The organism is Pseudomonas sp. 2hn, assembly GCF_019646095.1.
Lineage (GTDB): Bacteria > Pseudomonadota > Gammaproteobacteria > Pseudomonadales > Pseudomonadaceae > Aquipseudomonas > Aquipseudomonas peradeniyensis.
In genome coordinates this window covers 3,605,296-3,619,521 of record NZ_CP081016.1, presented here as the reverse complement: position 1 = coordinate 3,619,521, position 14,226 = coordinate 3,605,296, and the positions used below count along the sequence as shown (strand labels likewise).

Annotated in this window: 7 protein-coding genes and 1 pseudogene; 4 read left to right on the top strand and 4 right to left on the bottom strand. The window is 49.3% G+C overall.

Annotation, left to right across the window (positions count from 1 at the left end):
* Nucleotides 1–80 precede the first annotated feature (80 nt).
* Together K2O50_RS16165 and K2O50_RS16160 are read left to right on the top strand one after the other, a co-directional pair.
* Complete coding sequence (locus tag K2O50_RS16165; protein WP_220689840.1) at nt 81–1,838, top strand: terminase ATPase subunit family protein; 1,758 nt, start codon at nt 81–83, stop codon at nt 1,836–1,838.
* On the top strand, nt 1,835–2,893 hold the full coding sequence (locus K2O50_RS16160; protein ID WP_220689839.1) for a phage portal protein: 1,059 nt from the start codon (nt 1,835–1,837) through the stop codon (nt 2,891–2,893). Before K2O50_RS16165 ends, K2O50_RS16160 begins: the two co-directional genes overlap by 4 nt.
* 25 nt (nt 2,894–2,918) lie before the next feature.
* Here the strand turns inward: K2O50_RS16160 and K2O50_RS16155 are convergent, their stop codons facing one another.
* The 4 genes and pseudogenes from K2O50_RS16155 to K2O50_RS16140 all read right to left on the bottom strand — a co-directional run.
* Entirely contained in the window at nt 2,919–4,316 is a 1,398-nt protein-coding gene (locus tag K2O50_RS16155; protein ID WP_220689838.1) for a helix-turn-helix domain-containing protein, read from the bottom strand.
* A gap of 22 nt (nt 4,317–4,338) precedes the next feature.
* On the bottom strand, nt 4,339–5,166 hold the full coding sequence (locus K2O50_RS16150; RefSeq protein ID WP_220689837.1) for a hypothetical protein: 828 nt from the start codon (nt 5,164–5,166) through the stop codon (nt 4,339–4,341).
* Nucleotides 5,148–5,357 (bottom strand): BRO family protein, encoded by a 210-nt coding sequence (locus K2O50_RS16145; RefSeq protein ID WP_259470174.1) that lies wholly within the window; start codon nt 5,355–5,357, stop codon nt 5,148–5,150. Before K2O50_RS16145 ends, K2O50_RS16150 begins: the two co-directional genes overlap by 19 nt.
* Nucleotides 5,358–6,671: 1,314 nt before the next feature.
* Nucleotides 6,672–7,435 (bottom strand): annotated as a pseudogene (locus K2O50_RS16140) (IS5-like element ISPsp10 family transposase); the annotation flags it as partial.
* 361 nt (nt 7,436–7,796) lie between these two features.
* Here K2O50_RS16140 and K2O50_RS16135 point away from each other — a divergent pair.
* Nucleotides 7,797–12,749 carry an AAA domain-containing protein gene (locus K2O50_RS16135; protein ID WP_220689835.1) on the top strand — a complete coding sequence of 1,651 codons (4,953 nt, stop codon included), beginning with the start codon at nt 7,797–7,799 and terminating at the stop codon, nt 12,747–12,749.
* 3 nt (nt 12,750–12,752) lie between these two features.
* On the top strand, nt 12,753–14,207 hold the full coding sequence (locus K2O50_RS16130; protein ID WP_156329646.1) for a hypothetical protein: 1,455 nt from the start codon (nt 12,753–12,755) through the stop codon (nt 14,205–14,207).
* The last annotated feature ends 19 nt before the right edge of the window (nt 14,208–14,226 follow it).

Sequence of the window (14,226 nt, the reverse complement as noted above, 5' to 3'; positions counted from 1 at the left end):
CAATGCGCGGGGTTTGTAGGGCAGGGGGCTACAGGCAGCGCCAGTAGGGGATCGCGCGCGCGAACGGCAGCATCGGCGCCATGAACGCTATCGCCCAACCCACCACCGACGCACGCCGCCAGGCCAAGTTCCTCTACTGGACCGGGTGGCGTATCACCGATATCGCCGATTTCCTGGGCGAGAAGGAGAAGACCGTCCACAGCTGGAAGGCCCGCGACGAGTGGGACCGGGCGGACAACGTCGAGCGAATCGGCGGTGCCCTGGAAGCGCGCCTGGTGCAGTTGATCCTCAAGGAGGGCAAGACCGGCGGGGACTTCAAGGAAATCGACCTGCTGCATCGGCAGTTGGAACGCCAGGCGCGGATTCAGCGATACCAGGGCGGCGGTACCGACGCCGACCTCAACCCCAACATCGCCAAGCGCAACGAGGGGCCGAAAAAACAGGCGGTGCGCAACGAGTTGGACGAGCAGCAGATCGAGACGCTGGTCGAGGCGTTCCGCGACAGCTGTTTCGAGTACCAGATGGATTGGTACCGCGCCGGCAACCAGCGCACCCGCATGGTGCTCAAGAGCCGGCAGATCGGCGCGACCTTCTACTTTGCCCGGGAAGCACTGATCGATGCGATCACCACGGGCCGCAACCAGATCTTCCTGTCAGCGAGCAAGGCCCAGGCCCACCAGTTCAAGACCTACATGCAGGCCTTCCTCAACGAAGTCCTGGGCGTGAAGCTGACCGGCGACCCCATCGTGCTGTGGAACAACGCCGAGCTGCACTTCCTGGGGACCAATTTCCGCACGGCGCAGGGCCGGTCTGGCAACTTCTACTTCGACGAATTCTTCTGGGTGCATGGCTTCAAGGAGATCAACAAGGTCGCCTCGGGCATGGCCCTGCACAAGAAGTGGCGCAAGACCTACTTTTCGACTCCCAGCAGCATGGCCCACCCGGCGTACACCTGGTGGACGGGCGAACGCCTGAACAAGGGCAAGCCGACCGCCCAGCACATCAAGCTGGACGTGAGCCATGAGGCGTTGCAGCAAGGGCGACTGTGCGAGGACAAGATCTGGCGCCAGATCGTGACCATCCACGATGCCGAGGCGCGTGGATGCGACCTGTTCGACCTGGACGACCTGCGCATCGAGTACGACGCTGCGTCGTTCCAGAACCTGCTGATGTGTGAGTTCGTCGACGACGGTGCGAGCATCTTCCCGCTGACGATGCTGCAACCGTGCATGGTGGACAGCTGGACGGTGTGGGACGACTACAAGCCCTTCGCGGCCAGGCCTTTCGCCGACCGTCAGGTCTGGATCGGTTATGACCCGGCTGAGACCACCGACAGCGCGGGCCTGGTGGTGGTGGCGCCACCGCTGGTACCGGGCGGCAAGTTCCGCATTCTCGAACGGCACCAGTTCCGCGGGATGGACTTCGACGCCCAGGCCGAGACCATTCGCAAGGTGACCCAGCGCTATTGGGTGACCTATATCGGCATCGATACCACGGGCATGGGCGCGGCCGTGGCTCAGCTGGTGCGCCAGTTCTTCCCCGGCCTGCGGACGTTCTCCTACAGCCCTGAGGTCAAGACGCGCCTGGTGATGAAGGCCGTGGACGTGATCAGCAAGGGCCGGCTGGAGTTCGACGCCGGCTGGACGGACGTCGCCCAGTCGCTCATGGCCATCCGCAAGACTATCACCGCTGGCGGGCGGCAGTTCACCTACACCGCCGGCCGCAACGAGACCACCGGCCACGCCGACCTGGCGTGGGCGCTCTTTCACGCACTGCAAAACGAGCCGCTGGAGGGCCAGACCACGGCCAACACCGGCTTCATGGAGATTTACTCATGAGCAAACCGAGCAAGCGCCGCCCGCGCGGCGGCGAAGTGGCGCCGCCGGCCGGCGAGGGCGAGCTGCTGGTCAAAGGGGCCGGCGGGGAGTCGATGGCGTTCACATTCGGCGAGCCGGTACCGGTGCTGGATGGCCGCGAGATCCTGGATTACCTGGAGTGCTGGTCGAACGGGCGGTGGTATGAGCCGCCGGTCAATCTGGACGGGCTGGCCCGGTCGACCAAGGCCAGTGTCTACTTGCAGTCGGGACTGACGTTCAAGCGCAACATGCTGGTGCGCAGCTTCATCCCGCATCGGCTGCTGAGCCGACAGGCGTTCGAGCAGATCGTCATGGACTGGGGATGGTGCGGGAACCTGTACCTGGAGAAGCGCGACAACATGCTGGGCCAGGCCATGGGCCTGCAGCCGTGTCTGGCCAAGTACATGCGCCGCGGGCTCGACCTGGAGACCTACTACCAAGTGCGAGGCTGGAAGGATGAGCACGCCTTCAAGACCGGCAGCATCTGCCACCTGCGTGAGGCCGACATCAACCAGGAGATCTACGGGCTGCCCGAGTGGCTGCCTGCGCTGCAGAGCGCGCTGTTGAATGAGAGCGCCACGCTGTTTCGGCGTAAGTACTACCAGAACGGCAGTCACGCCGGCTTTATCCTCTACATGACCGATCCGGCTCACAGCGAGAAGTTTGTCGACGACCTGCGGGACGCGATGAAGAACAGCAAAGGGCCGGGCAACTTCCGCAACCTGTTCATGTACGCGCCCAATGGGAAGAAGGACGGCATCCAGCTACTGCCGATCAGCGAGGTGGCGGCCAAGGATGACTTCGGGGCGATTAAGAACATTAGCCGGGATGACCTGCTCGCTGCTCTGCGCATTCCGCCGCAACTGATGGGTATCGTGCCTCAGAACGCAGGAGGGTTTGGTTCGATAAGAGAAGCAACGGAAGTCTGGTCAATGAATGAGTTGGAACCGGTTCAGGCACGCTTGGCTCAAATTAATATTTGGGTAGGTGAAGAGGTCGTACGCTTTAGCAAAACCGTAGGGGGCGACTCTGAATGATTGTTCATCCCCCTATGGGTAGGGTTTATTTTTGGTTGGCATTCATTTTTTTTTGAGCTAAGGCTCCTGCTGCTCTCAACTTCGTAAGAATAGAAGTTGGATTAGTTTCTGGGTCGTACTTGTCGTCGATAATCATGCTGATAGGCACCCCAAATGCCGCAGCAATCGGTAGGAAAGACCATGTGGTCTGAGCAAGGGTTTGAATATCCTCGTCTGGTAGTTCTTGATTATTTTCAACTTCCCAGAATGTATTTGGGCTGTACCCGGAAGGATATATACATTCCTTGTTTAAACAGATGGGTGGCCCGAACTCAGTGATGTGGTCTAGATAGCTGTCGATATCAAGAAAAGAAGTGTTTCTCCAGTTGTTTAGAAGTTGTACTTTAATGTGGAATTTTTGCGGCCAGTTTACCTGCTTTAGAAGGGCGCGTTGAGCTGCAACAATGCCTTGTAGTACATTGAATATTATGTTGAGGTCGACAACTCCAACGTTTGTGAGTCCGGATTTTTTGAGTGACTTTATGAATTGATTTGTATGTTTGTAGTGTGATAATGACCCTTCAATCGTATTAAGGTTTCCTTTGTTTAGAGGGAGGGGTATGGTTATTTCGCTTCTGAGATCTCTGTGAATGGTCCATGTGATAGCGGAGTAAATGGAGTTCCCGCCGGTGCATTGTCTAGCGACAATTCCTCTTGAGCTTGAGTAGAAGTTGTCGAAGGGTAGTGTGATTTTTCTGTTTTCAGTGTTGTTTAATATGTCGCGGGTGATTTTTGGTGTCAGCAGGAAGCCGGGTCGTGGCATACTCCACAAGTTTGGAGTTATTAGAAGCCTTATGATTGGTAGGCTGTGTTCCTCATCGGATAGCTCAAGGGGGGTGTGAACCCACTCCTTAAAACTCTCATCAGTTTTTTTGCCTCGGGAGAACATCTTTTCGATCATGTGTCGATCAGTTTCATGCGCGGGTTCTGAAGCATCGGCTATACGCCTATAGATAACACCTTTATTGTGTATATGCGGCGCTTCAGAGCTTTGTGGTACTGCTATACAAATGACAGCTCTTTCTGCAGGTAGGCAGATAATATCGCAAGGGCCATAGATCGCGATTACCTCGAAGTGACACGCAGGATTCATTCCATTAGCGACAGCCAGTCTAATTCGCTGTAACGCTGCGTCAACCTCTGAGGTTGGAATACCCAAAAATCTGCCGGCTACAGAATTTTGCTTTGACTCCTCTTCAATTCCATAAAATAGCCAGCCTCCGTAGCTATTCGCCAGTGCTGAAATAGATTTTGCTATTGAATCAGACTTTGGAATTTCCCTCTTGTATTCTACATACCATCCTTCAGTAACGCTTTTGAGTTTCAGGAGGTCAGGGCTTGAAAGTGCGTTGATGTCTTTTTCGAACGGGTTGAAGTGTTTCATGTTTTATGGTTGTCCGTTTTGCCTATGTTTTTTGTTCGAGGTGGTCGATGAATTTTTTTAGAGCGTTATCTACATTTGTATTCTGAGTGCTTATTTGCTCATTGAATTCGCTGCCGGCTTCGCTCAATCCGAGGTCTTTTCTTATTTCGAACGTGGCCTGGCTTTGCAAGGAGAGAACCGTCTGCATTTCAGTATAAAGTGATCGTGAAAAAGCTATGTGTAGCTTGTTGAACTCTTCCCAAGCGCTATTTCTTTTCTCGGAAAATTCATTTGCCTGTTGGGAATAGAAGTTTAACGAGTTGGAGAGTGCTGCCATGTTTTGCTCTGTCGCGTTGGAGCTTTCTATTAATCTGGATATCTCTAGGCTAATCCTTTTCGTTTCTTGCATTGTGCCATTATAGAGGTTGTCGTTTATATTTATTTCAATGCGTAGGTCTTGCATTGGTGTAATTTTTTCAAGTAGTTTGAAATGAAGCTCAGTGTACGCGCCTGCTAGTTTGCTAACTGCAGCAGCTGTTGTAGGCTCTGCGATGAGCTGAAGTTTGGCAGTTGAACCCATAAGGTCGTTAAAGGCAGTTGGTGTAGCGCTTTGGCTGAAGTCGTGTTGTGGGAGCCCTCCTAGGTGGCCGATGGCTTTGGTCATATCCTCGGCGACACGGAGATACGTCTCTCGTCGCAATGATGAAATTCGCTCCTTCTGTCTCTCTTCTGAGTCGTGCTTCAGTTGCAGTTTGAGTCGACTGGTGTTGCTTTTATTGGAGAGAAGTACACCAGTCAGAGTCAACACTGACGCCACTATTCCTGACCAGACAACATTTGGTATGGCTAAAATTAAATCCGTGAACCACATGGTAACCTCTTTAGAGTAAGTGACACGTATTTGTTTCTGCTGTGGTGATGGCGGTTATGGTCGCCAATCGTTTGGCTGATATTGCTATAGCCGATGACAGTAGAAATGTCCTTCGCGCAGAACCAGTGTTCACCACCAGCCGCAGTCGCCACGCGCACCAGTAGACCTTCAAACTCGAACGGTACTCGCATGTGCATGGACTCTCTCCTCATTCCGTGGCAGGGATACTACGCCAGAGCTTATGCCTTGCAGTGGACAACTCCTGAGCAGCTGATAGTACTGCAGCGGAGCTTGTTATGGAGATGAAGGCAGGACTGTTCGACGCTGGCAAGCAGGGGCTGCTTGCACCTGGCGCGCGCAATCGTCCCCCCGCCACGCCTGCGGGCTAAACGTGTCGGATTTTCTGCACCCCTGCTCACATGTCACGTCGAGCGCAGGCGTGGGCCGGGAGAGGCGGGCAGAAGGGAGCGCGGTTCTGCGGATCCCTGCACAACGACCTCATTCCTGGGCCTGTCGCCGTCAGGAAGGCTTGCCGGCCCATTTCTGGGGAGACCCGTCGGAAAAGGGTAATTTCGGTTAGGAGGGGTGTCGGGCAGTGCTGTAGGCCTTGCGGCACAAGACTTTGAGCGATTACCTCAAAAGGTAATCAGGGGTAAGGGTAAAGGTAATTTTTTCTTAAGTAGCTGATTTTAAAGGGTTTGATAATTTTGGCTTACAACCCTTCTTTGAGGTAATCCAATTACCTTTCAATTACCAAAAAATTACCTTTTTCGAAATCGCTGTAACCCTTTATTCACGTGGCCTCCAGAGCTTTTTCGAGACCCAATTACCAAAATTACCATTTTTTGATGGGTCAACCTGAAACGGGATTTCCCCTACCGGGGAGGTCTTGGCGAGGTGACGTACACATCCACTCTGGGAACACTCTGGGAACAAAACCACTCGCAAACGCGCTCTGCACCCCACGGAAATCAAGGCCTCCAGCCCGGCCGACTCAGTTTTGTTGAGTTCGAATCTCTACGCTTCCGCCATATTTGAAGCCCTGACATTGTCAGGGCTTTTTGCGTTTTGGGGGGCAGGAATTGTCCGGGAGGGCGTTCTTGGAGGGGTGGGCGAGGGGCTTTTGATCGCATGTGGGCCGGCAGGGGCCTGGCGATAGCCTTGCAGTGTTCTCGAGATCGAGCGCCGCCCGCGCGGCGCATCGCGGGACAAGTCGCATCGGCGCACCGTCCCCACATTCATTTCGGACCAGTTATGCCTGTGCCGCCGCAGCTGCCCGCCTTGGCGCATGCCTCAAGTCAGGCGATAAGGCTGCAGCGACCACGCAGAAATCGCGTCGTCAAACAGGGCGGACCAGATAATGGCGCAGGAGTGATTGGCCCGAAACAGATGTGGGAGCGGGCTTGTCCCGCGATGCGCCGCGCGGGCGGCGCTCGATCTCATAGGCGCTGCATCTCTCTCGGCGAACACCTCGAAGGCTAACTGCTGGCTTAGCTGAGTCGCCCCCGTGTACCCAGGCGGCGGTGCTCCTTCAACCAACCAAATAGCCGTTCGATAGCGTTCCGCTGCCGATACTTGGGCTTGTCAAACAGGCGCGGTAAGCCCGGCTTCGGCTTGCGCTTCATGTCACGCAGCGGAATCACCGGCTGCATCCGATAGCGGTCGCAGTATTGCCGCAAGGATTCTGCGTCATAGCCTTTGTCGGCCAGGAGCCAGCGGCAGCGCTTGCGTGGCCTACCTCGATTCGAGGGGATGTGGACGCCGTCCAGCAGTCGCTGAGCATGGGAGATGTCGCTGGCGTTACCACCTGAGAGCGTGAAGTGGAGCGGGATGCCACGGGCGTCACTGACCATGTGAATTTTCGTCGTCAACCCACCCCGGCTTCGTCCAAGTGCGTGGTCCGTTGGTTCTTCAGCCCCCCTTTTTTGCCTGCTCCGGCAGAGGCACGGGTGGCCCTCACGGCGGTTGAGTCGATGCACCAGGTGGTCAAGTCAATCTGGCCCTGTGCATTGAGTTTGAGGTGTAACCGCTTGAGCATCTTGTTGAAGGTTCCTTGGTTTCGCCAGTCTCGAAATCGTTGATAGACCGTCGACCAAGGCCCGAATCGTTCAGGCATGTCCCGCCAGGTTGCACCGGAGCACAGCACCCACAACACGCCGTTGAGCATCAAGCGATCATCGACTCTTGGGCGTCCTGTACGTCGATGTGCGGTGAAGAGGTTCGCGACTATTTCCCATTCTGCGTCGGAAAGTTCGTATCGCTTGGACATGGCAGAATCCTTCGCCTGAAAAGCGAGAACTCTACGGAAAATCAGGCCTCCAGAGGCTCCGGTGAGGTTTCAAAGGTTTTCATACAGAACCTAGAACGGAAGCTTTGGCTAATAGAGTTTTTTCATTTGAATCAGGGTCTTGAGCTGGATTGGCGCGAGGGCGGTAGCTATTGTCGAATAAATGGCACGAGCGCGTTCGTAGGATGGATTTTAAATCGTACGAGTTTATGGTAGATATGATTGCTAATCGGGCGTGATCTCGCTTGAGGTTTAATTGTATGCGCGATTAATTCGATGAGCTGGAAGCGCTATTTTAATTAAAGTAAGTTTCTGCTTTATTAAGTTATTTAAGGATAAGTAATTGGAAACTATAATCTGGGATGGCGGCTTAAAGGCTCAAGAAGTTGATGCGATCAACAAGATGAGTCAGAGATTTTCCCCCGCAGTAAAAAGCAAAAAAAACTCTAATCGTGAAAAGTCTTTACAAGACCAGATGAAGGGGATAAAAGACAACGATATCTTTCCTTGGAAAGGTTATGCCGGGTTCCGTTTTGTTAATGCAAAGGGAAAAGAGGGGGAGTTCGATTTAATAATTGTGACAAATTGCAATGTTTTAATTGTTGAGCTTAAGGATTGGCATGGTGGCTCTATTACCTGCGCCGGTGATATCTGGTTCAAGGGGGGGCAAAATATGGGGCGCTCTCCTGTTAGCGTTACGCGAGAAAAGAAATTTACATTAGAGAATAAGCTGAAAAGGCTTGCTAAAAAGTTTACGAACAAAGGATATGTTCCGGTAGTAGATTTTTTCATTGTTATGACTGGCACCTCAGACTTCAGTAAGTTGCCTGAGGATCAGTTGTTGCACACGATAACGCTCGAAGACTTCTTAAAGCTATCCGAACGTGAAGTATTTCTTAAGCGGTTTAGGCCTCATCCTAATGCTCAAACATTGAATCAGGATTTCAAGTTGTTTGATGATCTTTTGGTTGGTAACCAAACTAAACCAAAGCCATTCAATTTTAGTGGTTACGAAGCTAAAGAAAAAATATTCGAGCATCCTAAAAAAGCCTATGTCGAGTATCTGGCAGCGTCGGAGATTTCTAAGAGCTCCGAGGCACTGATGCGGGTATGGCAGTTTAACAAGATCGCGGGCGAGAAAGCATTCACGGCGGAAGGGCGTGCAGAAATTGTCTCTCGTGAGCGCGAAGTCCTTGCAAGCATACATAACTATAATCGTGATTTGTATAATCACTGTTTGCGATCGCTTACGAGCTTTCAGAAAAGCGAAGTAACAGCCGAATACTGTGAAGTTTATGAGCTTCCCCCTGGACACGTTCGGTTCAACCAATTTATCGGAAAGTATGGCGTATCATTTGATTGGAGAGATCGATTTACAGTAGTGAAATTATTGGTCGCTAAATTCAGCGATCTGCACCAACTCAAGATTGCACACCGTGATATAGCCGAGCATAGCCTGTGGATATCACCGTCAAAGCAGGTGGCACTATCAAGTTTCATCTCTGCGTATCATAGCCCAATCGGTACTGTGGGGGATTATCGCGAAAGGCTTTCCGTGGGTGCTGCACAGTTACCTGATATGAAAGTGGATAGTTCGCTAACTGTATTTCAGCAGGATGTACATGCGTTGGGCATTATTGTTTGGCATATTATCAGCGGGCAAAGAATGTCGCCCAATAGCCTCGATGGATTGTTTGGAAAGCTATCTTCAAGTGAAGATTGGTTGTCTCCGATTATCAAAAAAGCTATTTCAGGGGGGTTTGAGGACGCATCAGAGTTCTTTGATGAAATCAAATGTGCCGAACCTTTAAGCGAAGCTATACCGACATTCGATGACAGTGAACTGGATGGCTACAGACGACCAATTAACCACTCACGACAATTTCGTGAAGATGATGTTGGTTTCATAGTGGAAAACTCAGAAAAGGAAGTTTATCTATCTAACGGCTTAATTGTAAAAGCATGGTTGAATGTCGGCTCCCCAAGTAGCGGTCTGAAAGAGAAATTTGAAACTCTCAGTTTTCTGAAAAAAATTGATAAGCTTGTTTCATTAAAGCCTATATATTTGCCTGTGATTCGCGAGTATGGCTTAGCTTCCAAATCAAATAGTCTTTATCTTGTCCCTGATAAAGTTGAAGGGGTTTTGTGGAGCCAAGTAGTTGTGGGCGAGGAAAGTAAAATACCTTTAATTGTAAAGCTTGTTGATGCAGTTGAACATCTACATGGTTTAGGGGTGTCTCATGGAGATCTGCATCCGGAAAACGTGATGATTGACTTGCAGGATGAGCTTTATCTTATAGATCTTCCTGACTTTTCATTTTCTGACACAGAGCAAAAAAATCACCGTTATAGTCCTGAAAATATAGATGGTTGCACAGCTTTTGAGCGTGACACCTTTGCAGTTATGAAAATGAGTTGTGAGCTTTTAGGAGTAGCATGGGGAGAGGCTTCAGAGAAATATCAAGAGATCACATTGTCTATAAAAGAGGAATTAGAGGATCGGCAGTTTGGATTTAAAGACCTAGGTCGCTTTAGGAAGGGCCTGAACAGAATCGCATTGGGTAAAGAAGCTCAAGTGATTGAAATCGAAGTTAATGATAATTTTAATGATTTCTCTATATATCCTGACAATGGCAGCTTGTATGTAAAGGTAGAGGAAAGTAGTAAAAGTCCGCTGGAAGTCAAGGTGACGTTTACAGGGTTGGGAGGAATGCTGGTAGCTATATATAATAAATCTAAGAGGTCTTTTGAGTATTGCCTTAAGCCGCGTGAGCGGTCGTTCTTGAATAAGCGGGATGTCGACGAAAGTAGCTTGGAAGTAGACGTCACGATTAAAGTTGTTTCTGCTCGCTGGAATGAGCATTCGAAGCTTTCCGAACTGCTTAATGCGAATGAAAGTTTCTTGCGTGCCGTGGCCTTAATTGAAGAAAGTGGTTGTCCTGATGATGAGGCGGACGTACCTACGGAAATCCAAGAGGCTTTTGGGGAAATTGAAGGTGAATCGGAAAGCTCTTTGCGTGCAACCTCCTTAGAGATACCTACACGGAAGTTATGGCAAGCAATCCTAGAAACTGAAGCCGAGTCGTACCCGTATATCGAGGTAAATGGGCCTGTCCTGCCTGTTCCCGAACACAATTCAGAGCTGATAATTACATACGCATCTGAAGTAGATCCTTTGGAGACATTTCGTAGAGATGACGAAGTTGAAGCATTAATAGTTGATGCCGAAGGTGTTGAGAGATTTATTGGAGAAGTATCTCTCAAGCAATCAGCTCTGAAAGAGGTTTGGTTAACCCGTGCACGCCCAGGCGCGTATAACTTGAAAGAAGGCGATAATATCTTTTTTCGGACTAAGCAGGATCGTGCTTCGTACCGAAAACGCAAGGCCGCTTTGGGTAAACTTTTAGATCGTGGGGGGGTTCTTCCTGAACTAGTGGATTTATTCGATCCGCTATGTGAAGTAAAGGCGGTTGATTATCGCGTAGATGTCAAGGATGAGCATTTTTCTCGATATGATCGTGAAGATGAACAGGGTAATACAATAAGCTTAAATTTACAGCAGCGTGAAGCTTTCGTAAAACTTGTTAATCAAGGCCCGTTATGTTTGCTTCAAGGGCCACCAGGAACTGGAAAGACTGAATTCATTGCTGCGTTCGTTCATTACTTAATAGAGAAGCTGGATGTCAAAAGAATACTATTGGTAAGTCAGTCTCACGAAGCTGTGAACACTGCAGCAGGAAGAATAAGGAAGCACTGTAAACGGCTAGGTACGGATCTAGAAGTTGTTCGTTTCAGCAATCGTGAGGGCGCAGTTTCAGATGCTCTTAAGGATGTTTACTCGCATGCAATTACCACGGAAAAGCGTGGGCTTTTCGAAGCAGAATATAAGTATCGAGTAGAGGCGATGAGCGAGGCTTTGGGCTTGGATGCCGGCTTCCTCTCAAGTGTCACAGACGCGGAGTTTAATCTGTTTCGCCAAATCGATAATTTGCAGTCGCTCTTGGCATCAAGTCATGGTGATGTGGCACAAGATGATTTGGTAGATTTCAAAAAAATATCTCTCGAGCTACATGATGTTATAAGGCAAAAGTTAGAGCGAGACTATGATATAGAGTTCTCTACGCATACGAAGCTTTCTGATTTAAAGCAAAAAGTAATTGCAAAGCTGTGTAGGGCCTATGGAGTTCAGCCAGACGAAATTAGAAGGGGGAGAGCTCTTGCCAAAATATCGAGGGAGATGTTGGATGCATGGAGTGGTGAAAGAGTCAATTGTGATGAGTTCTATGCTCGTTCTAGACAACTTGTAGCCGGTACATGCGTTGGCATGGGGCAAGGACATATAGGTTTGCATAATAACGTTTATGACTGGGTAATTATTGATGAGGCAGCACGCTCGATAGCCAGCGAGCTAGCTATCGCAATGCAATGCGCTAAGAGAGTCCTGCTTGTTGGGGATCACCTACAACTTCCGCCGCTTTACTCCGACGCACATAAGAAAGCCTTGGCCAGACGTCTAGGCATTACTGGCGCAAAAGAAGAGATCGACGAGATTTTACAAAGCGATTTCGCTCGTGCATTCAATTCGAATTATGGAGCCCAAGTAAGTTCTGCTTTGCTCACTCAGTATCGGATGTCACCAGAAATTGGGGATTTAGTATCGGAAACATTTTATGGCGGGAAGCTAAAGAATGGAAATAGACCGATACCGGATTTTTATAAAAATGCTCCCGATTTCTTAGTCTCACCTGTCACGTGGCTGGACACCGCTGCACACGGTAAAAAAGCAGACCACAGCGAAGATAGGGGGGTCAGCATTTACAATCGCTGCGAGGCAGATTTGGTTATCGATCTTCTAAAGAAAATTTCTAAAAATCATGATTTTATTAGAAGTTTGTCTGCTTTGATTAAAGACGATGATGCCGCGGTGGGAGTTATCTGCATGTATTCGGAGCAGAAAAAGCTGATACGTCAAAAATTTAATCAAGAGCAGTGGAGTGACGAGTTCAAACGCCTTGTAAAAATCGATACTGTTGATAGTTATCAGGGGAAGGAAAATCGGGTAATTATAGTGTCGCTGACAAGGTCAGATAGGCCGAGGTCTCCGGGATTTTTAAAAGCTCCGAACAGGATAAACGTGGCGATGTCGCGTGCTATGGATCGGCTAGTGATAATCGGAAATACCGATATGTGGGTTGGTCGTAATCAGAGCATGCCTTTAGGTAAAGTAATTGCTTATATGTCGGAATTTAAAGATGCGGGCTATAAAATACTGAAAGCTAGCCTGGGTGGGAGGTGATGTATGAGTGCTCAGATTACGTATAATGAAGTGGATTTTCTGCTGCCAGCACAAAAATTTGTAATTGGATACTCTTTTGTATCTCAGCGCGGATTGCCATTTTATCGAGAATTTGTACTTAGGCTAATTCAGCTCGCACCTGTTAGCAAAAACCAAGTGGCAATTTTTTTTGGCTTCAGTCGCGCGGAGTGCGATGAGGCTATTTTGGATTTGGTAGATCGCGGAGAGGTTACGATCTCCAATGATAATCGGCTTACACTTACAGATAAGTCGCGGGATTATTTTTCTGATATCGGAGAAAGTCCGCGGCTCGCAGCAGTGCAGGATGGTAATGCCGTACTTTACTTTGATTTGGCTACATTTACTTGCTTGGGCAAGAACCATGAAGGATCTAAATGGAAGGCGGGTATTAGCTTAAGCGTCAGCAATGAACTCGCGTCGCAAAGTGAAACTATGGTTGAAAAAAAATTCCAGCGTAATTTTAATGAAATATTTGATTCTGGGTATCTTCCTGAAATTACAGTTCCGCGAGAAAGTAAAGAGGCTCCAAGTATTTATACCGTGAACCGAGTTAATCGTTTGCGCCAAGTCCCAGTACGGCTCATCACGCAGTTTAAAATGGATGCTTCAGGGCTTCCTGTTGAACGAGAGGATTTTGGAGGCTTTAAAAATTCGGATGTTATTCATGAGTTAATGACTGACGAATTGGCCTCCGTTTCTAATGGCGGGAATTTGCTCGACTGTATAAGGTGCATGTTGGAGCTTTCTGATAACGATACTCCTAAGTTGTTTGGTTCAGGGGGTGGGGCTATAAAGCTACAGTTTCTTGAGGATTTAAATAGATTAGAGGCTAATGCAGGTGATGTCAGGCGGACTTTTGTTGGGCAAGTGTATTCAAAGGATAATTGGGGTGGCATTCAGAAAGTGTTTGCTCATGGCCTAAAGTCATTTATTGATAATAAAGGTGTCTCTAAGCCTGGTAAGGCAGTCTGGTTGGCTCCGTCCGATTATTTTTGGGGTAAGAGTCTTCGATTTGCTGCTGCGATGAGCGATTTTTTCAGAAGATCCAATATTGGCAAGAAAAAGGGTAAGGATGGAAAGGTTCTGTATGAGCCGAGTTTATATGTGCCTATTTCTTCTGCCTCTGATATAGGTTCTGCCCGAAGGTGGGTAGGGCAGCTAGAGTCGCTTGATAAAGTTTTCGGGCTGCAGGAGGGTTTTTTGGGGGGGGCAGTGGAGGTGTTATATCTTGAGAATTGTTTTGTTGCAGTTGTTTATCATGTTTCTCAATCTGATATCCTTCCAGTAACTATGCCTGTAGGATTTGTCTCTAGGGATCATAGTACTGTTTCTCATGTTGGGGGGCTAATTAGTAACTATATAAATGGTATTGGCAGTTGTGGGGAGCCAAATAATTTTGGAAGGTTAAGTGAGTTGGTTGCACGTAACAATAGTTAGCTCATGAGATAGCTTAAAG

What these genes read in the sequence shown, in the direction of transcription:
- K2O50_RS16165 (WP_220689840.1), top strand. Translation starts at nt 81, where the DNA reads ATGAACGCTATCGCCCAACCCACCACCGACGCACGCCGCCAGGCCAAG.
- K2O50_RS16160 (WP_220689839.1), top strand. Translation starts at nt 1,835, where the DNA reads ATGAGCAAACCGAGCAAGCGCCGCCCGCGCGGCGGCGAAGTGGCGCCG.
- K2O50_RS16155 (WP_220689838.1), bottom strand. Translation starts at nt 4,316, where the DNA reads ATGAAACACTTCAACCCGTTCGAAAAAGACATCAACGCACTTTCAAGC.
- K2O50_RS16150 (WP_220689837.1), bottom strand. Translation starts at nt 5,166, where the DNA reads ATGTGGTTCACGGATTTAATTTTAGCCATACCAAATGTTGTCTGGTCA.
- K2O50_RS16145 (WP_259470174.1), bottom strand. Translation starts at nt 5,357, where the DNA reads ATGCGAGTACCGTTCGAGTTTGAAGGTCTACTGGTGCGCGTGGCGACT.
- K2O50_RS16130 (WP_156329646.1), top strand. Translation starts at nt 12,753, where the DNA reads ATGAGTGCTCAGATTACGTATAATGAAGTGGATTTTCTGCTGCCAGCA.